This is a genomic window from Nocardioides sp. NPDC006303 (assembly GCF_040613175.1).
In the GTDB taxonomy this organism is placed as follows: domain Bacteria; phylum Actinomycetota; class Actinomycetes; order Propionibacteriales; family Nocardioidaceae; genus Nocardioides.
This window is the reverse complement of sequence record NZ_JBEXRR010000034.1, coordinates 30,608-52,988: the sequence shown is the minus strand read 5'-3', so window position 1 is coordinate 52,988 and position 22,381 is coordinate 30,608. Positions and strand designations below refer to the sequence as shown.

Sequence of the window (22,381 nt, the reverse complement as noted above, 5' to 3'; positions counted from 1 at the left end):
CAAGTCAAGTGGGCCGAGTCACACCAAACAAGTTGACCAGCGAGCACTGGTCAATCTGTCAGAACCGACCAGTCCTAACCGCGCTTTGCTAGGCAATCTGACTACCATCGACACATGAACCTCGATGACCTCGACGTCACCCTGCTGGAGACCCTGCACGCCCACCCGCGAGTGGGTGACCTCGAGCTCTCCCGGGTCGCCGGCGTCGCCCGCGCCACCGTGCAGAGCCGGCTGCGCAAGATGACCGAGGCGGGCGTGATCCGCGACTGGGCACCGACGGTCGACCCGGCCGCCGCCGGCCACACGGTGCAGGCGTTCGTGACCCTGGAGATCTCCCAGGGAGCCCTCGAGGACGTACGTCGCGACCTCGCCGAGATCCCGGAGGTGCTGGAGGCGTACGTCACCACGGGCTCCTTCGACGTCTTCTGCAAGGTGGCGACCGGCTCGCACGCGAAGCTCCAGGAGGTGCTCGTACGCATCGACCAGTCCCACGCCGTCGTCCGCTCGACGAGCGTGGTCACCCTCTCCACCCTGATCGAGCCGCGCACCCTCGACCTGCTGCGCACCGGAGCCACACCGCGCTGACCGACGGCTCAGGAGGCTCTGGGCAGCTCCACCGAGACCCGGAGCCCACCGCCGGAACGGGCGAGGACGGCGAGGTTGCCATCGTGGGCGCGGGTGATGCTCTTGACGATCGCCAGCCCCAGGCCGACGCCGGCGTGGTCGGCGTGGATGCGCTGGGTGCCTCGCTGGAACGGCTCGGTGAGCGTGGCGACGAGCTCGCGAGAGAGCTCCTCGCCGGTGTTCGCGACGGTGAGGACCACGCTCTTCTCGTTGGCGGCGATGGTGACCGACACCGACCCGTTCTCGGGCAGGTTGTGGACGATCGCGTTGTGAATCAGGTTGGTCGCGACCTGCAGCAGCAGGGCCGGCGAGCCACTGACCGACGCCTGGTCTCCGGAGGTCTCGATCCGCACGCCACGCTGCTCGGCCAGCGGCAGCAGCGTCTCGACCGCCTCCTCGGCGACCAGCGACAGGTCGACCGGCTCACGGGCGAAGGAGCGCTGGTCGGCGCGGCTGAGCACGAGCAGAGCCTCGGTGAGGTCGATCGCACGGGAGTTGATCAGGCGCAGCCGGTCGATGAGCTCGTCGACGTCCCGGTTCGGGTCCTTGCCCGCGACGTCGAGGAGCGTCTGCGTGATCGCGAGCGGGGTACGCAGCTCGTGGGAGGCGTTGGCCGCGAACCGCTGCTGCTCGGCGACCTGCGCCTCGAGCTTCGCGAGCATGTCGTCGAAGCCGTCGGCGAGCTCCCGGAACTCGTCGCCGGGACCCTCGAGCCCGATCCGGTGCGAGAGCGAGCCGCCCGCTGCCGTACGCGTGGCCTCGGTGATCTTCCGCAGCGGCGCGAGCATCCGGCCGGCGAGGATCCAGCCTCCTACCAGCCCGAACACGAGCAGGAAGCCCATCATCGTGGCCGCCCGTGGCACGAAGGCGCGCTCCAGGTCCGAGCGGTTCGGGACGAAGGGAGCATTCGGTCTCCCCGGCTCCTGCGGCCACTGCATCCACACCCCGTCGGGGACGTAGCGCAGCAGGAAGACCCAGACAACCGCGAGCAGCAGCACCCCGGTGACCACGATGACCCCGGCGTAGCTGAGTGTCAGCTTGAGCCTGACGCTCATCCCCGGGCGTCTAGGAATCGACATCGATCCGGTATCCGACGCCCGGCACGGTGGCGATGATCGCGGGCTCGCCGAGACGTTTGCGCAGGGCGGAGACGGTGATGCGTACGGCATTGGTGAAGGGGTCGGCGTTCTCGTCCCAGGCCCGCTCCAGCAGCTCCTCGGCGCTGACCACGCCGCCCTCGGCGGCGGCGAGCACCTCGAGCACCGCGAACTGCTTGCGGGTCAGCGCCACGTAGCGGCCGTCGCGGTAGACCTCACGTCGGAACGGGTCGACCCGCAGGCCGGCGATCTCGCGCACCGGCGGGCGGTTGTAGGCACGCCGCCGGTCGAGCGCGCGCAGCCGCAGCACCAGCTCGCGCAGCTCGAACGGCTTGGTCAGATAGTCGTCGGCGCCGAGCTCGAAGCCGGAGGCCTTGTCGTCGAGCCGGTCGGCCGCGGTGAGCATCAGGATGGGCATCCCGGTGCCGGAGGCGACGATGCGCTTGGCGACCTCGTCACCTGAGGGCCCGGGGATGTCGCGGTCGAGCACGGCGATGTCGTAGGCGTTGACGCTCAACAGCTCCAGCGCCGTGTCGCCGTCACCGGCGATGTCGGCGGCGATCGCCTCCAGCCGCAACCCGTCCCTGATCGCTCCAGCCATCAACGGCTCGTCCTCGACCACCAGCACCCGCATGCTCTGATCCTAGGTTGAGGACATATCGCCGACGTATCCGAAATGCCATACGCCCTGACGACATCCGCGCGGGTTTACTGGCACGGTGACCTTCACTGTCCGACCGATCAGCCCCGCCGAGCACCTCGACCACGTCCGGTCGCGGCGATCGGTCAGCTTCCTGCAGACCCCCGCCTGGGCCGACGTGAAGACCGAGTGGCGCAGCGAGTCGCTGGGTTGGTACGCCGGCGACCGGCTCGCCGGGACCGGGCTGGTGCTGCACCGGCCGGTGCCCCGGCTGGGCTACACGCTGGCCTACCTGCCGTGGGGCCCCGACATCGACTGGGCCGGCGGGCTCACCGTCTGGTTCCCGCCGCTGGTCTCCTACCTCCGAGCGCAGGGCGCGTTCGCGATCCGGGTCGCTCCCCCGGTGCCCACCGACACCTGGAACGCCGCGCAGGTCAAGGAGGGCATCGCCGACACGGAGGTCGTGCGCCTCACCGACATCCCGGGGCGGCCCGACCCGGTCGGCGCCGAGGTGACGCGCTATCTCAGCGACTCCGGCTGGATCCCGCAGAACCCTGAGGACGGGTTCGGGGCGGGGCAGCCCCAGTTCACGTACGAGATCCCGCTGCGCCACCCGGACGGAACCGCCCGGTCCGAGGACGAGGTGCTCGCGGGGATGAACCAGCTCTGGCGGCGCAACATCAAGAAGGCCGCCAAGGCCGGTGTCGAGGTCACCACCTCCGCCGGCGGCGAGGACCTGAAGGCGTTCCACGACCTCTACGTCCACACCGCCGAGCGCGACCACTTCACCCCGCGGCCGCTGGCCTACTTCGAGAAGATGTTCGCGGCGCTCACCGCCGAGGATGACGAGCGGATCAAGCTCTATCTGGCCCGCCACGACGGCGACCTGGTGGCCGCGACGATCTACGTCCGCGTCGGCGCCCACGCCTGGTACGTCTACGGCGCCTCGTCCACCGAGAAGCGGGACGTACGCGGCTCCAACGCCTGCCAGTGGGCGATGATCCGCGACTCCCTGGCCGCCGGCTGCGACGTCTACGACCTGCGCGGGATCACCCCGACCCTCTCCACCGACGACTCCCACGTCGGGCTGATCCAGTTCAAGGTCGGCACCGGCGGGCAGGCGGTGAGGTACGTCGGAGAGTGGGACCTGCCGCTGCGGCCGATCGTCTACCGAGCCTTCGACCTCTACATGAGGAGGCGGGGCCAGTGATGGTGAACGAATCGGGCTCACTCACCTTCACGGGCATCGCCCTGCTCACCATCCTGGCGCTGCCCGTGGCGGTGCTGGCGGTGCCGGTCCTGGCGATGTTGCGCCGGGCGCTCGGTCTCGCGCCGGGCCGGGCATGGCGTACGTCGCTGGCCGAGGTCGCGATCGTCTACGGCACCGTGCCGTTCGTACTGCTGACGATGGTCCCCGGCCCGATGGCCGGACTGGTCGACGGCAGCGTGAGCCTGGTGCCGCTCGAGGACCTGCCGACCATGACGACCGTCGGAGTCGTCGGCAACCTGCTGCTCTTCGCCGCGGCCGGCTTCTTCGGCCCGATCCGCTTCCGGGCGCTGCGCTCGGTGGGGCGGGTCCTGGCCTTGGGCGTGGCTGGCTCGGTGACGATCGAGACTCTGCAGTACACCCTGCGGCTGGACCGGGTCTCCTCCATCGACGACGTACTCCTCAATGCCGGCGGCGCCGCCCTGGCCGCGATCGTGTCGTGGCCGTGGTGGCGCCGCCGGCGACCGCTTCCGCCAAGCTCAGACCAGCGCCGCGGCGACCTGGTCGAGGCGGGCTCCGCGTGAGGCCTTGACCAGCACCACGTCGCCGGGTGCGAGGTGGCTCCGCAGCCAGTCGATCGCGGCGGCGTTGTCGGGCAGGGCCACGGCCCGCTGCCCCGCGCCGTCCGCGATAACGGCGGCGGCTTCGCCCACGGTGAGGACCAGGTCGGCCCGGGTGGCGGCGTACGTCCCGATCTCGTGGTGCGCGTCGCGGCTCGCCTCGCCGAGCTCGAGCATCTCGCCGAGCACGGCGATGCGGCGCCTGGCGTCGATCGAGGCGAGCGCGTCCAGTCCGGCGCGGGTGGACTCGGGGTTGGCGTTGTAGGAGTCGTTGAGGAGGGTCGCGCCTCTGGCGAGGGCGCGCAGCTCCATGCGCCACTTCGAGATCGAGGCGGTGTTCAGCGCGGCCGCGGCCTGCTCGAGCGGGACCCCGGTGGCCAGCCCCGCCGCTGCGGCGGCCGCGGCGTTGAGCGTCCAGTGGGCACCGACGAAGGGGAGCGTCACGACGGCCTCGGCCTCTGCGTGATGAAGGGTGAAGGTGGGCCGGCCGAGCCGGTCCAGGGCGAGGTCGCGCACGCGTACGCTCGCCCGCTCGCCGGCGCCGAAGGCCAGCACCGGACCGTCGGTGAGCTCGCCCATCGCCAGCACCCGCGGGTCGTCGGCATGGAGCACCGCCGTGCCGCCGGTCGCCAGCCCACGCACCAGCTCGCTCTTGGCCACAGCGATTGCCTCGCGCGACCCGAACTCGCCCAGGTGGGCCTGGCCGACGTTGGTCACGACGGCGATGTCCGGCTCGACCAGGCCGGTCAGCTCGGCGATGTCGCCGATGTGCCGGGCCCCCATCTCCAGGACGAGGAACCTGGTGGTCGCGTCGGCGCGCAGCATGGTGAGCGGTACGCCGAGCTCGTTGTTGAACGAGCCGGAGGTCGCGACGGTCGGTGCCTCGCTGGCCAGCACCGCCTCGATCATGTCCTTGGTGCTGGTCTTGCCCTGGGAGCCGGTGACCGCGACGACGGTCATCTCGTCGCGCAGCAGCGCTACGACGTGGGCGGCCAGGCGCTGGAGCGCGGCCTGTGCGTCGTCGACGACGACCGTCGGGAGCGCCGTCGGGCGGGAGCCGAGCACCGCGACGGCACCGGCCTCGGCGGCCTGTGGTGCGTACTCGTGGCCGTCGGTGTGCTCACCCGCGAACGCCACGAAGAGGCCGCCCGGGTCGGCCTCGCGGCCGTCGATCACGGCCGGGGCGCTCACGGTCACCGAGCCGTCGCCGACGACCTTCCCGCCGACCAACGAGGCGATTTCGTCCAAGCTGAGGGGAATCATCCCCTCAGTCTTCGAAATCCCACGTTGCCGGCGTGTATCCGCTAATCGATATACGGACGATAACTCTGCCCCGGTCCGCGATCTACCTATCGTCGGCATATCGGAAATTCCATACGGGCGCGCAACTGCTCCTGAGGTTTGCTGGCGTCGATGATCTACCACGAGCCGACCCTGACGGCGCCGACCGAGCCGATGGAGCAGACCGTGATCTCGCCGACCGTCGGGATCACGGTCTATGGCTGCGCCCCTGATGAGAGCCTGCTTTTCGACTCCTTGGCGCGAGTTCTCGGCGTCTCCCTGAGGACCACGACCGAGCCCGTGTCCGAGGAGAATGCCGCCCTCGCGATCGGAGACCGGTGCATCAGCGTCAGCCATAAGTCGCCGATATCGAACGAGACTCTTCTCGCGCTGCACAAGAGCGGCGTCCGATATATCTCGACGCGAAGCGTCGGTTTCAACCACATCGACATCGACTTCGCGGAAAGCATCGGGATAACGGTCGGAAACGTCTCCTATTCACCGGACTCCGTGGCCGACTACACGTTGATGCTGATGCTCATGTCGGTGCGCCAGGCGAAGTCGATGATCCGGCGCACCGACGCCCACGACTACCGCCCCGCGGCCACGCGCGGCCGCGAGCTGCGCGACCTGACCGTCGGCGTGGTCGGGACCGGGCGGATCGGCGCGGCGGTCATCGACCGGCTGCGGGGCTTCGGCTGCGACGTACTCGCCTATGACATCCGGCCACGGCCCGCGGCCGAGGGGGTGGAGCACGTCGATCTGGACACGCTGGTCGAGCGCAGCGACATCGTCACGCTGCACGCGCCGCTCAGCGCGGAGTCGCACCATCTCCTCGACCGGCGGCGCATCGATCGGATGCACCCCGGTGCGTACGTCATCAACACCGGTCGCGGAGCGCTGATCGAGACCCCGGCGCTCATCGAAGCTCTCGAGGAGGGCCGGCTGGGCGGTGCGGCCCTCGACGTCATCGAGGGCGAGGAGGGCATCTTCTACGCCGATCTCCGGGGGCGGGATATCCCCAGCCGCTGGCTGGCACGGCTCCAGGAGATGCCGAATGTGCTGGTCAGCCCACATATCGCGTACTTCACCGACCATGCCCTCATGGACACGGTCGAGAACTCCATCGTCAACTGTCGTGAATTCGAAAGCAGGTTTCCGCATGTCTAAGGTCAAGGTCGGCATCATCTTCGGTGGCGTCTTCGAGGAGCACCCGGTCTCGGTGAAGTCGGCACAGGAGGTCGCGAAGAACCTCGACGCCGACAAGTACGAGGCCTACTGGATCGGCATCACCAAGAGCGGTGACTGGCGCCTGTGCGACGGCCCCGAGGCGAGCTGGGAGGACGGCGCGCACCGTCCGGTCGTGCTCTCCCCCGACCGCAGCGTCCACGGGCTGCTCGTCCTCGATGAGGGCAGCTACGAGACGATCCGGCTCGACGTCGTCCTCCCGGTCCTGCACGGCAAGCTCGGCGAGGACGGCGCCATCCAGGGGCTCTTCGAGCTCTCCGGGATCCCGTACGTCGGCTGCGACGTGCAGAGCTCGGCGCTGTGCATGGACAAGTCGCTGGCCTACACGGTCGTCGGCGAGGCTGGGATCGCTACGCCGAACTTCTGGATCCTCGGCCCCGGCGACGCCGTGCAGACTTTTGGCGACCCCGGCGTACTCCCCTATCCGGTCTTCGTGAAGCCGGCCCGCTCCGGGTCCTCGTTCGGGGTCAGCAAGGTGACCTCGGCTGGGGAGCTGGCCGAGGCGGTGGCGACTGCGCGGCAGTACGACGAGAAGGTGCTCGTCGAAGAGGGGGTCGTCGCCGAGGAGATCGGCTGCGCGATCCTCGGCAACGGTGGCGAGCTGGTCACTGGTGAGGTCGACCACGTCGCGCTCTCGCACGGCTTCTTCAAGATCCACCAGGAGGACGCCCCCGAGACCGGCTCGGAGAACGCGACCTTCATCGTGCCCGCCGACATCCCGGCCGAGGCCCAGGAGCTGGTCAAGACCGAGGCGCAACGGGTCTACCGCGCGCTGGGCTGCCGTGGTCTGGCGCGGGTCGACATGTTCCTCAAGGCGGACGGAACCGTGGTGCTCAACGAGGTCAACACCCTGCCCGGCCTCACCTCATACAGCCGCTACCCGCGGATGATGGCCGCTGCGGGCATCTCGATGACCGAGTTCCTCGACCGCGCGGTCACCCTGGCACTCGAAGAGACCCCGCGATGAGGGACGGCTTCGGCTTCGTCGACGAGCTGGCGCCGGGCATCCGCTGGGACAGCAAGTACGCCACCTGGGACAACTTCACCGGCAAGCCGGTCGACGGCTACCTGGTGAACCGCATCGTCGGGACGCGCGAGCTGTGCGCCGCGCTCGCCCAGGCGCGCGACAAGGCCGCTGCTCTCGGGTTCGGGATCCTGCTGTGGGACGGCTACCGCCCCCAGCGCGCCGTCGACGCGTTCCTGCGCTGGGCCGAGGAGCCGGCGCCGGACGATGACGAGCGCAAGCTGGTGCACTACCCCTCGATCACCCGCCCGGAGATGTTCGAGAAGGGGTACGTCGCCACGAAGTCCGGCCACAGCCGCGGCAGCACCGTCGACCTGACGCTCTTCTCCTTGGCCACGGGGGCGCTGCTGGACATGGGCGGCGACCACGATCTGATGGACGAGATCTCCCACCACGACGCGGCCGGGGTCTCCCAGGTCGCGGCACGCAATCGATCGCACCTGTGCTCGGTGATGGAGTCATGCGGGTTCAGCCGCTACGAGAACGAGTGGTGGCACTACTCGCTGATCGAGGAGCCGTTCCCGGACACCTACTTCGACTTCCCCATCCGCTGACTGGGGGCTCAGGGACTCAGCCAGCCGTGGACCTTCGAGCGGTTCACCTTCTTCCAGACCGAGGCGAACCGCTCCTCGGCGTCTTCGGCGGCCGCCTCCTCCGCCTCGAGGAGCTCGCGGATGGCGTCGTCGGGCGCTGGGACCAACCCGATCGTCGAAATCATGACGGCGGCGTCGTTGAGGTCGCCGAGGGTCGACTGGATCGACTTGGCGGCCTTCCCGAGGCGCTCAGTGTCCTTGCCGAAGATCGCGCCCAGCGACTCGGCCGCGTAGCGGACCCGCTTGGCCTTCTTGCGCACCTCGTGGAGCCGCCGGCGACGTTCTTCCTCCTCGTCGGTCTGCGCTGCCGCGTCGGCCGCGGCCGCCAGCCGTCGCCAGCTCCGGCGGAGCCGCTTGCGCAGAGCCTTCTTGCCCGGGTCCGCCTCTGACCAGGGCACACCGTCGGCGAGGGCTGCGATCAGCGCACGGTAGCGGTCGCTGTCCAGCTCAGGCAGCAGCCTGGCGCGCCCCTGGGCCTGGCGCTCGGCAAGCGCCGCCCGCAATGCGTCGACACCTGTCGGTCCCGGACCGTGCTGGGCCGCCCAGCGCGTCAGCCGCTTGCGGAGCACCTCTGCGTCGCGTACCTCTCCGAGGAGGGCGCCCAGCCACTTCAGCTCTGCCCGGAGCGGCTCGGACCGCTCCGCGTCGAGGAGCGGGCGGTACGTCGCCAGGACGCTGCGCAGCCTGCGTACGGTCACCCGCATCTGGTGGACCGAGTCGTCCTCGTCACGCAGCACGAGCCGGCCCCAGCGGTGGAGCGCCACCACCTGGTCGCCCCACCATTCGCCGACCGGCTCGCGTGGATGACTCATCCCCACTGTTCTACCGTGCCACGGCGTCCAGGTCACGCTCGGTTCGTCCGGCTGCGGCGTCCTCCGCGCTGACCTTCTCGCGGTGCGGGAGCACGGTCAGGAGCAGACCGAACCCGGCCCAGCAGGCGAGGACGATGAGCGGCACGGTGGTCCCGGCGCCGTCGAAGAAGGAGAAGCCGCGAAGCGCCGACCCGGCCGCGCCCGGGGGCATCAGCTGGCCGAGCCAACCGAACGGCACCATCTCCGGCGCGGAGGTGATCCCCGAGAGCGGGTTGCCGACTAGCAGGATCAGCAGCGCCACGATGCCGACGCCTGCGGGGCCGATGAGGTGGCGCAGGCCGATGATCGGGAGCGCGACAGCGAGGATGCCGAGAGCGACGACTCCGGCGTTGGCCAGGTAGTTGCCCTCAAGGGCTCCGAGCCAGCCCTGCACGACGCCGGTCATCGCGAGACCGCCGCCGATCGCGATCAGGAAGGCGGCCGCGACCCGGTCCCGGGTACGGGTCAGCACCAGCGAGGTGATGGCGCCGGCCATGATGCCGCCGATCACCAGCGGCAGCGCGGACGCACCGAAGACGATGCCGCGCGGGTCGTCCTCCGCGCTCGCGACGACGTCGGTCACCTGGGGCTGGGTGCCGGTCTCGGCACCCATGGCGGTGGCCATCTGAGTGAGCTGCTGAGCGACATTGGCGCTGGCCGCGGAGGCGACCAGGAACTCCGAACCCTGGGGGCCGACCACGATCGCGCCGTACGCCTCCCGGTCCTCGATCGCCTCGACCGCCTCCTCGCGGTCCGCGACGGCGGTGATCTCGAAGGCGTCCTCCCCCGCGTTGGCGGCGAGCTGGGTCTCGATCTGGGTGACCGCGGCCTCGGGGCCGGCGACGACCAGCGGCAGCGACCTGGGCTCCAGCTCGCTGGTGGGCCAGGCGAACGCGGAGATGAGCAACGTGAGCAAGGTGACCAGGCCGAGGCTGACCCCGATCACGGCTTTCACTGACTGGGACATGGTGGGTTCCCTCTCCAAAAAAACGAATGTTCATTCTCTTTGACAGACACTCTCCTCCGTCCCGTCGGATTTATCAAGAATGAATATTCGTTTTCTTTTGAGGTATGCTTCCTGTATGCCGAAGATCAGCGAGGAGCACCGCGCCGAGAAGCGCCAGCAGATCATCGCGGCGACGCTGCGCTGCGTGGAGCGCGACGGCTTCCACAAGACGACTATGGCCGCGGTGGTCAAGGAGTCCGGCCTGTCCGCCGGCTCGGTCTACACCTACTTCCGCGGGAAGAGCGACATCATCCGCGTGATCGCCGAGTCGGGTCTGACGACCATCGCCGAGGCCATCACCAGCTTCACTCCCGACCCGAGCTCCGGTGAGGACACTCCCCCGCCCGAGCGGGCGATCGAGGCCGCGACCCAGCACCTCCTCGACCTCTCCGCCGAGCTCGGCGTCGACCTCCCCCGGATCGCCCTGCAGACCTGGGCCGAGGCCGCCCGTGACCCGGAGGTCCGTGAGCTGATGGCACCCGAGGCGCGCCGCATCCGGGCCGCCTGGCGCACCTACGCCGAAGGCGCCATCGAGGCCGGCCGGTTCCCCCGCGACGCCGATCCCGAGAGGATCGCGATGGTCCTCACCGGCCTGCTGCCCGGCTTCATCCTGCAGCGGCTCATGCTGGGCGATGTCACCCCGAAGGTCTACGCGGCGGGGCTCACCGACCTGCTCGGCTACTCCCAGCGAGCGACCCAGTAACGCACGCCGTAGGGGTCGTCGTCGTAGTCGACCGCCACCGTGCCGACGCTGCGCAGCAGGTCGGCCGCCTCCACGATCGGGCCGACGTCGGCCCAGAGCTCGTCGGCCAGCCCGAGCTCGAGCGCGCCGAGCGCGTCGGGGTCGGGCTTCGCGAGCGATCTGTCCAGCACCTCATCGAACTCGACGGCCCGCGGGTCGAGGTGGCCCGGCGCCTTCTCGCTGCGGCGGGCCGATCCGTTGCCGACGATGAGGTACGCCGCTTCGCCGCTGGTCACCGGAGCCGTGCCGACCTCGGCCAGCAGCGAGGAGGCCACCCGGGCACCCTGCGCACCCGCGATGACGCGTACGTCCTCGCCCAGCCAGGCCACCGCGGCCAGGCAGGCCGAGCGGAGCTCGTGGACCGGGTCGTCGAGCGAGGCGTACTCCGGCAGCAGGGCCAGGCACCCGGGAATCAGCGCCACTCGAGTCACTGCAGCCCCCTGATCGCTCGCTTCGGGCGTCGCCGGCCGGCGATCGTCCAGACCATGTCGACGGTCTGCCGGGTCTCCGGGACCTGGTGGACGCGGTAGATGCGGGCGCCGGCCAGCGCGCAGACGGAAGTCGCGGCCAGGGTGCCGAGGAGGCGCTCTCCAACCGGCACGTCGAGCGTCTCCCCCACGAAGTCCTTGTTGGAGAGTGAGACCAGTACCGGCCAGCCGGTGGCGACCATCTCGCCGAGCCGGCGGGTGATCTCGAGGGAGTGGAAGGTGTTCTTCCCGAAGTCATGGGCCGGGTCGATCACGATCGAGTCCTTCGCGACGCCGGCATCCAGGGCACGCTGGGCGTAGCCGAGCGTCGAGTCGATCGCGTCGCGGACCACGTCGTCGTACTCGATCCGGTAGGGCCGCGTCCGCGGCGTCACGCCTCCGGTGTGGGTGCACACGATCGCGGCGCCGTGGGCCGCGGCGACGTCGACGAGCTCCGGGTCGGCCCCGCCCCAGGCGTCGTTGATGACGTCGGCGCCGGCCGCGCACACCGCGTCGCCGACCTCGGCGCGCCAGGTGTCCACCGAGATCACCAGCGCCGGGAACTCCTCGCGCACCCTGGCGACGAAGTCGACCACGCGGGCCTTCTCCTCCGCGGCACCGATCTCGGCCCCGGGGGCCGCCTTGATCCCGCCGATGTCGACGATCTCCGCGCCTTGGGAGGCCACCAGGCGTACGCGCTCGAAGGCCGCGTCCTCGGCCCAGGTCGCTCCCTTGTCGAAGAACGAGTCCGGGGTGCGGTTGACGATCGCCATCATCAGCGCCTCGTCATCACCGAAGGCATGTCGTCCCAGGCGCAGCATCAGGCGACCATACCGCCCGAGCCGTCGCGCACCGGCGGCCGCTCCAGGAGGCTCACGGACCGGTCGACGACCTTGGTCGAGCCGTCGATCGGGATGTACTGCCGCATCTCGACGTCGTCGCCCGCCGGTCCGGTGCCGAGGCGGCGCGACATCATGCCCACGATCTGGGTGGCCATCAGGCCGAGATCGAAGAGGTCCTGGTGGCTGTGGTCGCGCTGACCGAGATCGACCTGGGCGATCGCGTCCATCCCTCGCATGTCCAGCGTGTCGACGAGGGCGGCGAGCTCCACGCCGTAGCCGGTCGGGACCCGCAGTCGTTCGAACAGCGAGCGCCGGATCGACCACTCCCCCGCCAGCGGTTGGATCAGGTCGCGCAGCGGCCTGCGATGGAGGGCCAGCAGCGGCCGGGCGACGAGCTCGGTGACCCGGCCGCCGTCGAGACCGTGCTCCCCCGGGCGCCGGTAGAAGCCCTTGACCAGCTCGATCGTCGGATTGTTGACAAGGGGGCCCACCAGGCCGCGTACGAAGTGGGTGTCCCAGTCGGTCAGGTCGGCGTCCATGAAGACGATCAGCTCGCCTGTGGTCACGAACTGCGACTTCCACATCGCCTCACCCTTGCCCGGGTAGGAGCCGAGCTCGGGCCGGATCGCGGCCGAGGCGTAGACATCGGCGCCGGCGTCGGCGGCGATCCGCGCAGTGTCGTCGGAGGAGTCGGAGTCGATGACGACGAGCTCGTCGACCAGGTCGGAGGTCTCCATCAGGCTGGTACGCAGCTTGTCGACCAGGCCGCCGACGGTCGCGGCCTCGTTGCGCGCCGGCACCACGAGGCTCACCCGCTGTCCCTGCTTGGCCGCGACGAGGTCGGCCAGCGACCAGTCGTCCCAGTGATGGGTGTTGCTCTCCGACCACGACATGTCCAAACCCTATCGACGGTGTCCTCGAACACCGGACCGATACCCGATCCGTCCGGTTCCCAGCCGTCGCTACTGCGCGTCGTCGTGCGAGCGCGCGAAGGTGAGGATCTCGTCGGTGGCGCCGTTCATCCAGACGTCCTGGCAGGCCTGCGCCATCTCGTCGAGGCCGTCGACGACCGTGCCGAAGACGTTGCCCGGCACCCATCCCTGGTCGCCGTTGATCAGCAGGTTGTTGCGGCCGTAGAAGAGGGCGAGGTCGACGATCTCGGTCATCTCTCCCGGTCCGCGGTCCTCCGGGTAGCCGTAGGACGGGTTGCCGAGGTCGTCGGAGGAGAAGGCGAAGTAGCACAGGTCGCCGGGGATCGGGGTGACCGTCGTGTTCTCCTTGCCCGGCTCCTTCGCGGCGAAGGCGGGCACGAGGTTGTAGATCTCGTTGCGGGCGTACTTGCCGTGGAAGACCTGGCCGCTCAGCGGCAGTGCGTCCCAGACGGCGCCGGCGGTGCGTGGCGCCTCCTCGTCGAGCAGGCGGGCGAGGCAGGAGACACCGCGGCGCTCCAGGGTGACGGTGATGTAGCGGCTCATCGGGCTCCTCGAGGATTGTCGACAGGTCGGACGAACAGCTCACCGCTGGCCCGCTCATACGCCCGCGCCGCGCGCAGCACCCGGGCGTCGTCGTGCCGGGCGCCGACGATCTGGAGGCCGACGGGCAGCCCCGCCTTGGTGGTGCCGCAGGGCACGCTCGCCGCCGGCTGCTGGGTCATGTTGAACGGGTAGGTGTAGGGCGTCCAGCTCGGCCACCACTGCGAGGGCCAGCCCTTGGGCGCCTGCAGCTCCCGCTCGAAGGCGGTGATCGGCATGGTCGGGGTGATCAGCAGGTCGTACGTCTCGTGGAACCGCCCAATCAACCGGCCGAGGTCCATACGGACCGCCGTGGCGTCCAGGTAGTCGGCCGCGGAGCCGCGGCCCTTGGTCTCGATGCCTTCGCGCAGCAGCGGGTCGATCTTGTCGATCGCGCCAGGAGGATAGGCGTCGAGCACCTTCGCCGCACCGCAGAACCAGAGCACCTCGAACGCCTCGACCGGGTCGGTGAAACCGGGATCGATCTCCTCGACCTGGGCGCCCTCGGAGCCGAGCACGCCGACCGCCTCGCGGACCAGCCGCTCGACCTCCGGGTCGTTCTCGACGTACCCGAGCGTGGGCGAGAACCCGATCCTCAGCCCGTCGACGCCGTCGTCCAGGCCGGCCAGGAAGGACGCTCCCGGCGTCGGCATCGCCGACCAGTCGCGGGAGTCGAAGCCGGCGATCACGTCGAGCAGCGCTGCCGCGTCGGTGACGGTCCTGGTCATCGGGCCGGCGTGGGAGAGGGTGCCGAACGGGCTGGCGGGATAGAGCGGGATCAGTCCGTAGGTCGGCTTGATCGTCACCGTGCCGGTGAAGGAAGCCGGGATCCGGACCGAGCCGCCGCCGTCGGTGCCGAGCGCCCACGGGCCCATGCCGAGACCAACCGCCGCCGCAGCGCCGCCGCTGGAGCCGCCCGAGGTCAGGCCCGGGTTCCAGGGGTTGCCGGTGGAGCCGTAGCGGAGCGAGTCGGTGACGCCCTTCCAGGCGAACTCGGGGGTCGTCGTCTTCCCGGTGATCACGGCGCCGGACTCGCGCAACCGTGCGACCGCGGGAGCGTCCTCGGGCCACGGGCCGGCCTCGTCGATGAGCCAGGTGCCGCGGATTGTCGGCAATCCTGCAGTCCACAGGATGTCCTTGACCGAGGTCGGTACGCCGTCGGCGCTGCCGAGCGGGTGCCCGGCCCGCCATCTTTCCGTGGACGCGGTCGCCTGCGCCAGTGCACCATCGGGGTCGACCCGGACGAACGCGTTCACCGCGCCGTCGCGCTCCTCGATCGTGTCGAGCACCGACCGCGTCGCGTCGAGCGGGGTGAAGGCGCCCGAGCGATAGCCGGCCACGAGCTCGGTGGCGGTCAAGGCGCTCAGCTCGCAACCGGAGGCGGTCATCGGGTCCGCTCCCCCTGATCCTCGACGACGAAGCCGCGCTGCTTGTCGACGACGTTCAGCAGCGGCTCGCCGCTCAGCCAGCGCCGGGCGTTGTCGACGAACTGGTTCGCAAGCGCCTCCCGCCAGCCCTCGTAGTCGCCCGACATGTGTGCCGAGACCGCCACCCCCGGCATGGTCCACAACGGGCTCTCAGCCGGCAGCGGCTCGACCTCGAAGACGTCCAAGGACGCCGCCTCGACCGGGCCGTCACGGAGCACGGAGACGAGCGCGGCCTCGTCGACGATCTGCCCGCGGCCGACGTTGACCAGATGGCTGCCCGGTTTCATCGCCGCGAGCACGTCCTCGCTGATCAGACCGCGGGTCTCGTCGGTCAGCGGCGCCGTGATGACGACGTGGTCGGCCCAGCCGACGTGGGCGGCCAGATCGGCGCTGGCGAGGACCTCACTGAAGTCGGGATCGCTACTGCGGGCAGTGCGGCCGGCGCCGCGTACGTCCATCCCGGCCGCGCGCAGCACCCGGGCCGTCTCGCGACCGATCGCGCCGGTGCCGACCACGAGCGCGGTCTCGGCGCTGATCAGCCGAGTCTCGCGGCGCAGCCACTTCCGGGCCGACTGCAGGTCGTGGCTGAGGTGGATGCCCTTGGCCACGGCCAGGATCGAGCCGAGCACGAACTCCGCCATCGCCCGGTCGAAGATCCCGCGGGCGTTGGTGACGACCACGTCGGAGGCGACCAGCTCCGGGAAGAGCAGCTTGTCGACCCCGGCGGCCGCGACATGGAGCCAGCGCAGCGAGCCGGCGCTCGGCCAGGCGTCACGGACGGCCTCGGAGAAGTAGTCCCACAGCAGCAGCGCCTCGGCTCCGCGAAGCGTTTCAGCCAGGCCCGCGGCATCGGTGTAGGTGAGCTCGGCATCCGCCGCGAGCCGATCCATCCCGGCGGGTCTGCCGCCGTCAGGCGGACAGAGGATCGTGATCGCGGGGCGCCGGGACGTCTCCAAGAAAAAATCCTCCGTCGCATCGACACACCTCCGCAATAATCCGAGACTACGCTAGGAGGGCAGATTGAAGATTGTCAACAATCCTAGCGAGGTGCGATGTCTCCGACGGTACGCATCGCCGTGGTCGTTCCCCATGACATGGTGCTCGACCACGAGCTGTGGCGGTGGGCCCCGGCCGACACCTGCCTGCTCTTCAACCGGACGGCCTTCACCGATCGTGCGGTCACCCTCGAGATGGCCGAGGAGATCAGCGAGACCGCGGTCGTCGAGCAGGCCGCGCGCGACCTCTCGGCCGCCGATCCCCTCCTCTATGTCTACGCCTGCACCTCCGGCAGCTTCGTCCACGGACGGCACGGCGAGCGGCGGCTGGCCGCGGCGATGAGCCGAGCCGGCGGCGCACCCGCGATCACCACCTCCGGCGCGGTGCTGGAGTCGCTCTCCGCTCTCGGCGTCTCCCGGGTCGCGGTCGCGACCCCCTACGACGTCGCGCTCGCCGCCCGGTTCGGCAGCTTCCTGGCAGAGGCCGGAATCACCGTGGTGAGCGCCGGCGACCTCGGGCTGGGCCACCACATCTGGGAGGTTCCGTACGAGACCACGCTCGACCTGGTGCGGGCCGCCGACACCGACGCCGCCGAGGCGGTCGTCGTCTCGTGCACGAACCTGGCGACGTACGACATCATCGGCCGGCTCGAGGCCGAGCTCGGGAAGCCGGTGATCTCCGCGAACCGCGCGACCATGGAGGCCGCGCTCCGGATGGTCGGACGCACCCCGCCGGCCGCCGAGGATCTGTGGGGACATGCCTCATGACCCGGCCACCGGTCGTGGGGCTGCTCTATCCCGGCTACGCGGCCGAGGACGACTTCCCGGCGCTCGAGAACGCGCTCGGTGGTGCGATCTGGCTGCCGCTGGTCCACACCTCCATGGGCCGCGACGAGCACACCGTCGAGGCTCTCCTCGACACCGGCTCCGCAGACAGGCTCGCCGCGGGCGCCGACGCGATCGCCGCCCACTCCCCCGACGCGGTGATGTGGGCGTGCACGTCGGGCAGCTTCGTCTACGGCCTGGACGGCGCCGCGGACCAGGCGGCCGCGATCAGCGAGCGACTGGGCGTCCCCGCCTCGTCGACCTCGATCGCCTTCATCGAGGCGGCCGTAGCGCTCGGGCTCGGGAAGGTCGCCGTCGCCGCCTCCTACCCCGAGGAGCTGGCCGGACACTTCAGCTCATTTCTGGCCGCCGGCGGAATCGACGTGGTCTCCTTCGGCGCCAGCGGGATCTTCACCGCCGTCGACGCCGGCCGCCTGGGTCCGGACGCGGTCCTGGAAATGGCCGTGGCCGTCGACGTTCCCGAGGCCGAGGCCGTCCTCGTCCCCGACACCGCACTGCACACGCTGACCTGCATCGATACGTTGGAGAAAGCCGTCGGGAAACCCGTGCTGACGGCCAACCAGGTGACCGTCTGGGAGGGCCTGCGCCTCGCCGGGGCGCCCCGCCCCCTGCCCGGGCTCGGGGCGCTCTTCAGGTAAAGTCGCGGCTTTACATAAACCTCCCGTCACACCCCACGCCACCTAGCCACGTCGCACAGAGAGCGCTAACGTGGCGCGAATTGTTGACAAACCTACAGTCGACACTGCGGGTCAAACGCGGTCCCCAGCCATCAATCACACCGAGCAGGTGAGAAGAAATGTCAGGAACCCCAACCATCCCCTCCAACGAGGCACAGCCCGACAAATCAAAGCTCCGAAGAGCCATCACCGGCTCAGCGGTCGGCAATGCGACAGAGTGGTTCGACTACGGCGCCTTCGCCTACGTCGCGACCGAGATCACCGCCAACTTCTTCCCGGAGCAGGGCTTCACGGGCACGGCTCTGACCTTCGCGATCTCCTTCATCCTCCGCCCGCTCGGCGGCCTCTTCTGGGGCCCGCTCGGCGACCGCATCGGGCGCCAACGCGTCCTTGCGATGACGATCATCCTGATGGCGGCTGCCACATTCTGTGTCGGCCTGCTCCCGACGTACGACTCGATCGGCGTCTGGGCCGTGGTCCTGCTCGTGCTGCTCCGGGTGATCCAGGGATTCTCGACCGGCGGCGAGTACGGCGGGGCTGCGACGTACATGGCCGAGGTCGCCCCCGACAAGAAGCGTGGCTTCTACGGCAGCTTCCTGGAGTTCGGCACCATCGTCGGCTTCACCGCCGCCATCGCCGTCGTCTTCACCACCGAGTCGATCATCGGTGACGCGGCGATGACCGAGTGGGGTTGGCGCATCCCGTTCCTGATCGGTGGTCCGATCGGCCTCATCGGCCTCTACATCCGGACCAAGCTCGAGGAGACACCTGTCTTCCAGGAGCTCGAGGCGCAGGACGCCGTCGAGGGTGGCGCCGGCGCCGCCCTGAAGGACCTCTTCGCGCTGTTCTACAAGCCGATCCTCACCCTGATCGGCCTGGTCGCCGCGCTCAACATCGCCAACTACACGCTGCTCGCCTACATGGCGACCTACCTGCAGGAGGAAGCCGGCTTCAGCAGCTCCGACGCCGACCTGCTGGTCATCTTCGGACAGGTCGCGATGCTGGTCTTCCTGCCGATCGCCGGAGCGCTCTCGGACAGGGTCGGCCGCAAGCCGATGTGGGGCGGCTCCTTCATCGGGCTGATCGTGCTGTCGGTCCCGATGTTCCTGCTGATCGGTCAGGGCTTCTGGCCGGCGGTCCTCGGGTTCACCGTGCTGGGCATCGTCTACGTCGCCCAGCTCGCGACGATCTCGGCGACCTTCCCGGCGATGTTCCCCTCGCAGGTGCGCTACGGCGGCATGGCGATCGGCTACAACATCTCCACCGCCGCCTTCGGCGGCACGGCGCTGTACGTCAACAACGCACTGATCGGCGCCACAGGCGACGTGCTGATGCCGGCGTACTACATGATCGCCGGATCCGTGGTCGGTCTGATCGCGCTGTTCTTCGTCGTCGAGACGGCCGGCAAGTCGATCCGGGGCACCGAGATCCCGGGTACGCCGGAGTCCGAGGCGGAGCTCGCCGAGCTCGACAGTCTCGACAAGACCGTCTGAGCGACGCCCGCGAACGAGCGTGCCGGGTGCGTCCCGAGTACCCGGCACGCTCGGTCGATCCGCTCACCGCCAGCCCGGCCACATGCAATGATTGTCAACAATCAAACTCTTTCTCGGTGACCTATCGGAGACCACGTTGACAGTGACATCGAGCTTCGAGCGCGTGCACAGGGAGTCGACGGCCTCGGTCATCGCTCGCCAGCTGCGTACGGCGATCATGGAGCGCACCCTGCAGCCCGGTGCACAGCTGAGCGAGACCGCGCTCTCGGCCCAGTTCGGCGTCAGCCGCGGCCCGCTGCGCGAGGCGATGCAGCGCCTGGTCCAGGAGGGCCTGCTCCGCAGCGAGCCCAACCGCGGGCTCTTCGTGATCGAGCTCGACGAGGCCGACATCCGAGACATCTACGTGGCCAGGGCTGCCGTCGAAGGTGCCGCCGCCACGATGATCGCCAAGGCACGGGTCCCCGCGGCGCTGCGCGAGCTCCGCACCGCCTGCGACGCGATGACCAACGCCCTCGAGCTCGGCGATCCGGCGGCGCTCAGCGACGCCGACTTCCATTTCCACGACGTGCTCGTGCAGTGCTCCGGGAGCCGGCGCCTGGCCCGGATGCACCAGACCCTGATCGTCGAGACAAGGATGTGCCTGACCGCACTGGAGGGCACCTACCAGCAGCCGCTCGAGCTGGTCGAGGAGCACAACCAGATCGTCGACGCCATCGAGGCGGGCGATGTGAAGCTGACCCTCAAGCGCGTCGAGCTGCACATGGACGAGGCGCTGCGGCGCCTGATCCACGCCGAGGACAACGACGAGGGCTACGTCTAGACCCGTGACAGCATCCGGAGTCGACGCTCGCTCTCGCTCCCGGGCTCGGCCGTGAACACTGTCAGAGCCTGAGGTCGCTCGGGGTCGTGCAGAGTCTGGCCGTGCAGCACGAGCTCGCCGACCTCGTCGTGGATCAGGCGTTTCGCATCGCAGTAGGGCCCGACCACCGGATGTTGGCTCCACAGCTCCTCGAACTCGGGGCTCGAGCGCCGCAGCTCGGTGATCATCGCGTCGGCGCGGGGACACCTGTTGGACGCGGCGGTGTGCGCGAGCTGGGCAACCAGTGCACGGCTGTGCGCGGGATGATCCTCGGTGGGCGTGTGCCGGCGGGCCGCAGGGTCTGTGAACCACCGATAGGCGCGGCTGCGCATCATCCCGGTGTAGCGGGTCTCGTCCCCGAGCAGGGCGACCGCCGCGGGAGTCTGCAGGAGGGTCTCGCCGACCTCGTCGACGATGAGGGCCGTCTCGTCCTGGAGCCGGTCGAAGATCCGCCGCAGGCCCGGGCTGATCCCGGGTTGCGGGTCCGCCGGACGTACGGCTGCATGGCCCGCCAGGCGCTGAAGGTGATCGAGCTCGTCGGAGTCGAGCTGCAGCCCTCGGGCGATGGCCGCGAGCACCTGTGCTGACGGCACCGGACCACGCGGCTGCTCGATGCGGGTGTAGTAGTGCGTCGAGATGCCACTGAGCTCTGCGACCTCGTCGCGCCGGAGTCCTGGCGTCCGGCGGCGACCTCCCTGGGGAAGTCCGACGTCCTCTGGTTGAAGCGCCTCGCGGCGCGTGCGCAGAAACTCTGCGAGTCGTACGCGATTCACGTCGTCCCAACAACGGCAGGCGACCTCTTACTCCCCGCCAGCCTTGTCATGATCGGGCATGGATGGGGTCCTTCGGGCGAAGCACCGTAGTGGCATGACAAGCATCGACCTGACCTATGACGTTCCCGGCCACTGGGTGGCCGGCACCGTCGTCCCCGCGACCACCACGATGGAGATCGTCAGCCCTGTTGACGGGCGAGTGGTCGCCACCGCTCCGCTCGGCACCGCCGCCGATGTCGACCGGGCGGTCGAGGCCGCTCGTACGGCACTTCCGGGTTGGGCCGTCCTCGACCCCGCCGCCCGAGTTGATGTACTGGGAGCCCTCGCGGACGAGCTGACGGCTCGCAGCGAGCGGATCGCTCACGCCATCTCGACCGAGATCGGCGTGCCGATCGTGTTCTCCCGGCTCGCGCAGGCGGCGTTCCCGCCGTTGGTGACCAAGGCAGTCGCCGCCCTGGCCGCCGAGATCTCGTGGGAGGAGCGGGCCGGCAACGCAATGCTCGTCCGTGAGCCCGTCGGTGTCGTCGGCGCCATCACCCCGTGGAACTTCCCGCTCCAGCAGGTCGTGACGAAGGTCGTCCCGGCACTGCTGGCCGGCAACACGGTGGTCCTCAAGCCAGCCGAGACCGCCCCGCTGACCGGACCGATCCTGGCCGAGGCAGCAGCGGCCGCCGGGATCCCCGCTGGTGTGTTGAACATCGTCTACGGCACCGGAAGCGTCGTCGGCGAAGCCATCGCGGCGCACCCTGGCATCGACATGGTGTCGTTCACGGGCTCGACGGCCGCGGGCAGGCGTGTCGCAGCGGTCGCGGCCGACACGGTCAAGAGGGTGGGGCTCGAGCTCGGCGGCAAGACCGCCAGCATCGCGCTCGACGACGCCGACTTCGACGAGGTGGTCGCGGAGACCCTGCAGTACGCCTGGAGCAACAGCGGTCAGGCCTGCGGCGCCTGGACGCGGCTGCTCGTCCCCGCCGCACGACGCGATGAGATCGTGGCGAAGCTGCGCGAGGCCGCTGCCGAGTACACGGTAGGCGACCCTGCCGATGAGGCGACCCGACTGGGACCGGTTGCGTCCGAGGCCCAGTGGCAACGGGTGAACGGCTACATCGAGACGGGACTCGCGGAGGGAGCCGAGCTCCTCGTCGGCGGGCCCGGACGGGTTCCCGGCCTGGAAGGCGGTGCGTTCATCCGCCCGACGATCTTCGCGAACGTCGACCCGGACTCGACGATCGCCCAGGAGGAGATCTTCGGACCGGTGCTCGTCGTCATCGACTACTCCAACGACGACGATGCGGTGCGTATCGCCAACGGCACGCCGTACGGCCTCACGGCGGCGGTGTTCGGGAGTCCCGACCGAGCTCTCTCGGTCGCACGGCGGCTCGAGGTCGGCCAGGTCCATGTCAACGGCGGGGCGTTCACGCCGTTGGCGCCCTTCGGTGGACGCAAGCAGTCCGGGACCGGCCGAGAGATGGGCAAGGCCGGGATCGAGGAGTTCACCGAGCTGAAGGCGATCCTGCTCTGACGTGGCCGCGCCCGCGCCCCGGTTCCGGGGCGCGGG

General features: G+C 69.7%; 24 protein-coding genes. 12 read left to right on the top strand and 12 right to left on the bottom strand.

From position 1 onward, the window contains the following. Positions 1 to 114 precede the first annotated feature (114 nt). Positions 115 to 585 carry an Lrp/AsnC family transcriptional regulator gene (locus ABZY89_RS22150; RefSeq protein ID WP_355230661.1) on the top strand — a complete coding sequence of 157 codons (471 nt, stop codon included), beginning with the start codon at positions 115 to 117 and terminating at the stop codon, positions 583 to 585. 8 nt (positions 586 to 593) lie between these two features. Here the strand turns inward: ABZY89_RS22150 and ABZY89_RS22145 are convergent, their stop codons facing one another. Further along, positions 594 to 1,679 (bottom strand): HAMP domain-containing sensor histidine kinase, encoded by a 1,086-nt coding sequence (locus tag ABZY89_RS22145; RefSeq protein ID WP_355230659.1) that lies wholly within the window; start codon positions 1,677 to 1,679, stop codon positions 594 to 596. Positions 1,680 to 1,689: 10 nt separating this feature from the next. Next, complete coding sequence (locus ABZY89_RS22140; protein WP_141804182.1) at positions 1,690 to 2,355, bottom strand: response regulator transcription factor; 666 nt, start codon at positions 2,353 to 2,355, stop codon at positions 1,690 to 1,692. Positions 2,356 to 2,440: 85 nt separating this feature from the next. On the opposite strand from ABZY89_RS22140, the gene ABZY89_RS22135 reads away from it, so the two are divergent. Further along, positions 2,441 to 3,571, top strand: a complete 1,131-nt coding sequence (locus ABZY89_RS22135) for a peptidoglycan bridge formation glycyltransferase FemA/FemB family protein (protein ID WP_355230657.1) — start codon at positions 2,441 to 2,443, stop codon at positions 3,569 to 3,571. Beyond that, on the top strand, positions 3,571 to 4,152 hold the full coding sequence (locus tag ABZY89_RS22130; protein ID WP_355230655.1) for a VanZ family protein: 582 nt from the start codon (positions 3,571 to 3,573) through the stop codon (positions 4,150 to 4,152). The genes ABZY89_RS22135 and ABZY89_RS22130 overlap by 1 nt, the downstream gene beginning before the upstream one ends. Here the strand turns inward: ABZY89_RS22130 and murF are convergent. After that, on the bottom strand, positions 4,108 to 5,451 hold the full coding sequence (murF, locus tag ABZY89_RS22125) for a UDP-N-acetylmuramoyl-tripeptide--D-alanyl-D-alanine ligase (protein WP_355230653.1): 1,344 nt from the start codon (positions 5,449 to 5,451) through the stop codon (positions 4,108 to 4,110). The genes ABZY89_RS22130 and murF overlap by 45 nt on opposite strands. A gap of 207 nt (positions 5,452 to 5,658) precedes the next feature. Here murF and ABZY89_RS22120 point away from each other — a divergent pair, with 207 nt between their 5' ends. From ABZY89_RS22120 to vanX, 3 genes are read left to right on the top strand one after another with little or no spacing between them, the layout of a single operon-like run. Continuing rightward, a complete protein-coding gene (locus ABZY89_RS22120; protein WP_355230676.1) occupies positions 5,659 to 6,639 on the top strand; it encodes a D-isomer specific 2-hydroxyacid dehydrogenase family protein in 981 nt (326 codons plus the stop codon). Then, the gene (vanA, locus tag ABZY89_RS22115) at positions 6,632 to 7,684 is read left to right on the top strand and encodes a D-alanine--(R)-lactate ligase (RefSeq protein WP_355230652.1); all 1,053 of its coding nucleotides are present in this window, start codon (positions 6,632 to 6,634) and stop codon (positions 7,682 to 7,684) included. The genes ABZY89_RS22120 and vanA overlap by 8 nt, the downstream gene beginning before the upstream one ends. Continuing rightward, positions 7,681 to 8,295 carry a D-Ala-D-Ala dipeptidase VanX gene (gene vanX / locus ABZY89_RS22110; protein WP_355230650.1) on the top strand — a complete coding sequence of 205 codons (615 nt, stop codon included), beginning with the start codon at positions 7,681 to 7,683 and terminating at the stop codon, positions 8,293 to 8,295. The genes vanA and vanX overlap by 4 nt, the downstream gene beginning before the upstream one ends. An 8-nt stretch (positions 8,296 to 8,303) precedes the next feature. Here the strand turns inward: vanX and ABZY89_RS22105 are convergent, their stop codons facing one another. Both ABZY89_RS22105 and ABZY89_RS22100 read right to left on the bottom strand, forming a co-directional pair. After that, positions 8,304 to 9,146 carry a CHAD domain-containing protein gene (locus tag ABZY89_RS22105; RefSeq protein WP_355230648.1) on the bottom strand — a complete coding sequence of 281 codons (843 nt, stop codon included), beginning with the start codon at positions 9,144 to 9,146 and terminating at the stop codon, positions 8,304 to 8,306. A 10-nt stretch (positions 9,147 to 9,156) separates the two neighbouring features. Beyond that, positions 9,157 to 10,152: a hypothetical protein gene (locus tag ABZY89_RS22100; protein ID WP_355230646.1), complete on the bottom strand. Its 996-nt coding sequence runs from the start codon at positions 10,150 to 10,152 to the stop codon at positions 9,157 to 9,159. A gap of 115 nt (positions 10,153 to 10,267) precedes the next feature. Between ABZY89_RS22100 and ABZY89_RS22095 the strand changes: the two genes are divergently transcribed. Continuing rightward, the gene (locus ABZY89_RS22095; RefSeq protein ID WP_355230644.1) at positions 10,268 to 10,894 is read left to right on the top strand and encodes a TetR/AcrR family transcriptional regulator; all 627 of its coding nucleotides are present in this window, start codon (positions 10,268 to 10,270) and stop codon (positions 10,892 to 10,894) included. On the opposite strand, the gene ABZY89_RS22090 is transcribed toward ABZY89_RS22095, so the two are convergent. The 6 genes from ABZY89_RS22090 to ABZY89_RS22065 form a co-directional block, all read right to left on the bottom strand. Next, a complete protein-coding gene (locus ABZY89_RS22090; RefSeq protein WP_355230642.1) occupies positions 10,870 to 11,355 on the bottom strand; it encodes a hypothetical protein in 486 nt (161 codons plus the stop codon). The genes ABZY89_RS22095 and ABZY89_RS22090 overlap by 25 nt on opposite strands. A gap of 5 nt (positions 11,356 to 11,360) precedes the next feature. Next, positions 11,361 to 12,221: a dihydropteroate synthase gene (gene folP / locus ABZY89_RS22085; protein WP_355230640.1), complete on the bottom strand. Its 861-nt coding sequence runs from the start codon at positions 12,219 to 12,221 to the stop codon at positions 11,361 to 11,363. Then, positions 12,221 to 13,135 (bottom strand): glucosyl-3-phosphoglycerate synthase, encoded by a 915-nt coding sequence (locus ABZY89_RS22080; RefSeq protein ID WP_355230639.1) that lies wholly within the window; start codon positions 13,133 to 13,135, stop codon positions 12,221 to 12,223. Before ABZY89_RS22080 ends, folP begins: the two co-directional genes overlap by 1 nt. A gap of 69 nt (positions 13,136 to 13,204) precedes the next feature. Beyond that, entirely contained in the window at positions 13,205 to 13,717 is a 513-nt protein-coding gene (locus ABZY89_RS22075) for a DUF3830 family protein (protein ID WP_355230637.1), read from the bottom strand. Continuing rightward, on the bottom strand, positions 13,714 to 15,141 hold the full coding sequence (locus ABZY89_RS22070) for an amidase (RefSeq protein ID WP_355230635.1): 1,428 nt from the start codon (positions 15,139 to 15,141) through the stop codon (positions 13,714 to 13,716). The genes ABZY89_RS22075 and ABZY89_RS22070 overlap by 4 nt, the downstream gene beginning before the upstream one ends. Continuing rightward, positions 15,138 to 16,136: a D-2-hydroxyacid dehydrogenase gene (locus ABZY89_RS22065; protein ID WP_355230633.1), complete on the bottom strand. Its 999-nt coding sequence runs from the start codon at positions 16,134 to 16,136 to the stop codon at positions 15,138 to 15,140. Before ABZY89_RS22065 ends, ABZY89_RS22070 begins: the two co-directional genes overlap by 4 nt. A gap of 96 nt (positions 16,137 to 16,232) precedes the next feature. Between ABZY89_RS22065 and ABZY89_RS22060 the strand changes: the two genes are divergently transcribed. The 4 genes from ABZY89_RS22060 (at position 16,233) to ABZY89_RS22045 (ending at position 20,011) form a co-directional block, all read left to right on the top strand. Further along, complete coding sequence (locus ABZY89_RS22060; RefSeq protein ID WP_355230631.1) at positions 16,233 to 16,943, top strand: Asp/Glu/hydantoin racemase; 711 nt, start codon at positions 16,233 to 16,235, stop codon at positions 16,941 to 16,943. Then, complete coding sequence (locus tag ABZY89_RS22055; protein ID WP_355230630.1) at positions 16,940 to 17,659, top strand: maleate cis-trans isomerase; 720 nt, start codon at positions 16,940 to 16,942, stop codon at positions 17,657 to 17,659. The genes ABZY89_RS22060 and ABZY89_RS22055 overlap by 4 nt, the downstream gene beginning before the upstream one ends. Positions 17,660 to 17,817: 158 nt before the next feature. Beyond that, positions 17,818 to 19,191: an MFS transporter gene (locus ABZY89_RS22050; protein WP_355230627.1), complete on the top strand. Its 1,374-nt coding sequence runs from the start codon at positions 17,818 to 17,820 to the stop codon at positions 19,189 to 19,191. Between the two features lie 142 nt (positions 19,192 to 19,333). After that, positions 19,334 to 20,011 (top strand): GntR family transcriptional regulator, encoded by a 678-nt coding sequence (locus ABZY89_RS22045; protein WP_355230674.1) that lies wholly within the window; start codon positions 19,334 to 19,336, stop codon positions 20,009 to 20,011. Here the strand turns inward: ABZY89_RS22045 and ABZY89_RS22040 are convergent. Then, positions 20,008 to 20,823, bottom strand: a complete 816-nt coding sequence (locus ABZY89_RS22040; protein ID WP_355230625.1) for a helix-turn-helix transcriptional regulator — start codon at positions 20,821 to 20,823, stop codon at positions 20,008 to 20,010. The genes ABZY89_RS22045 and ABZY89_RS22040 overlap by 4 nt on opposite strands. A 94-nt stretch (positions 20,824 to 20,917) precedes the next feature. Between ABZY89_RS22040 and ABZY89_RS22035 the strand changes: the two genes are divergently transcribed. Beyond that, positions 20,918 to 22,345, top strand: coding sequence for an aldehyde dehydrogenase family protein (locus tag ABZY89_RS22035; protein ID WP_355230623.1), 1,428 nt, complete (start codon positions 20,918 to 20,920; stop codon positions 22,343 to 22,345). Positions 22,346 to 22,381: the final 36 nt, after the last annotated feature.

Excerpts from the sequence above, each read along its gene's own strand:
- ABZY89_RS22150 (WP_355230661.1), top strand. The coding sequence starts at position 115 with ATGAACCTCGATGACCTCGACGTCACCCTGCTGGAGACCCTGCACGCC.
- ABZY89_RS22145 (WP_355230659.1), bottom strand. The coding sequence starts at position 1,679 with ATGAGCGTCAGGCTCAAGCTGACACTCAGCTACGCCGGGGTCATCGTG.
- ABZY89_RS22140 (WP_141804182.1), bottom strand. The coding sequence starts at position 2,355 with ATGCGGGTGCTGGTGGTCGAGGACGAGCCGTTGATGGCTGGAGCGATC.
- ABZY89_RS22130 (WP_355230655.1), top strand. The coding sequence starts at position 3,571 with ATGGTGAACGAATCGGGCTCACTCACCTTCACGGGCATCGCCCTGCTC.
- murF (WP_355230653.1), bottom strand. The coding sequence starts at position 5,451 with ATGATTCCCCTCAGCTTGGACGAAATCGCCTCGTTGGTCGGCGGGAAG.
- vanA (WP_355230652.1), top strand. The coding sequence starts at position 6,632 with ATGTCTAAGGTCAAGGTCGGCATCATCTTCGGTGGCGTCTTCGAGGAG.
- vanX (WP_355230650.1), top strand. The coding sequence starts at position 7,681 with ATGAGGGACGGCTTCGGCTTCGTCGACGAGCTGGCGCCGGGCATCCGC.
- ABZY89_RS22105 (WP_355230648.1), bottom strand. The coding sequence starts at position 9,146 with ATGAGTCATCCACGCGAGCCGGTCGGCGAATGGTGGGGCGACCAGGTG.
- ABZY89_RS22100 (WP_355230646.1), bottom strand. The coding sequence starts at position 10,152 with ATGTCCCAGTCAGTGAAAGCCGTGATCGGGGTCAGCCTCGGCCTGGTC.
- ABZY89_RS22095 (WP_355230644.1), top strand. The coding sequence starts at position 10,268 with ATGCCGAAGATCAGCGAGGAGCACCGCGCCGAGAAGCGCCAGCAGATC.
- folP (WP_355230640.1), bottom strand. The coding sequence starts at position 12,221 with ATGCTGCGCCTGGGACGACATGCCTTCGGTGATGACGAGGCGCTGATG.
- ABZY89_RS22080 (WP_355230639.1), bottom strand. The coding sequence starts at position 13,135 with ATGTCGTGGTCGGAGAGCAACACCCATCACTGGGACGACTGGTCGCTG.
- ABZY89_RS22075 (WP_355230637.1), bottom strand. The coding sequence starts at position 13,717 with ATGAGCCGCTACATCACCGTCACCCTGGAGCGCCGCGGTGTCTCCTGC.
- ABZY89_RS22070 (WP_355230635.1), bottom strand. The coding sequence starts at position 15,141 with ATGACCGCCTCCGGTTGCGAGCTGAGCGCCTTGACCGCCACCGAGCTC.
- ABZY89_RS22060 (WP_355230631.1), top strand. The coding sequence starts at position 16,233 with ATGTCTCCGACGGTACGCATCGCCGTGGTCGTTCCCCATGACATGGTG.
- ABZY89_RS22055 (WP_355230630.1), top strand. The coding sequence starts at position 16,940 with ATGACCCGGCCACCGGTCGTGGGGCTGCTCTATCCCGGCTACGCGGCC.
- ABZY89_RS22050 (WP_355230627.1), top strand. The coding sequence starts at position 17,818 with ATGTCAGGAACCCCAACCATCCCCTCCAACGAGGCACAGCCCGACAAA.
- ABZY89_RS22035 (WP_355230623.1), top strand. The coding sequence starts at position 20,918 with ATGACAAGCATCGACCTGACCTATGACGTTCCCGGCCACTGGGTGGCC.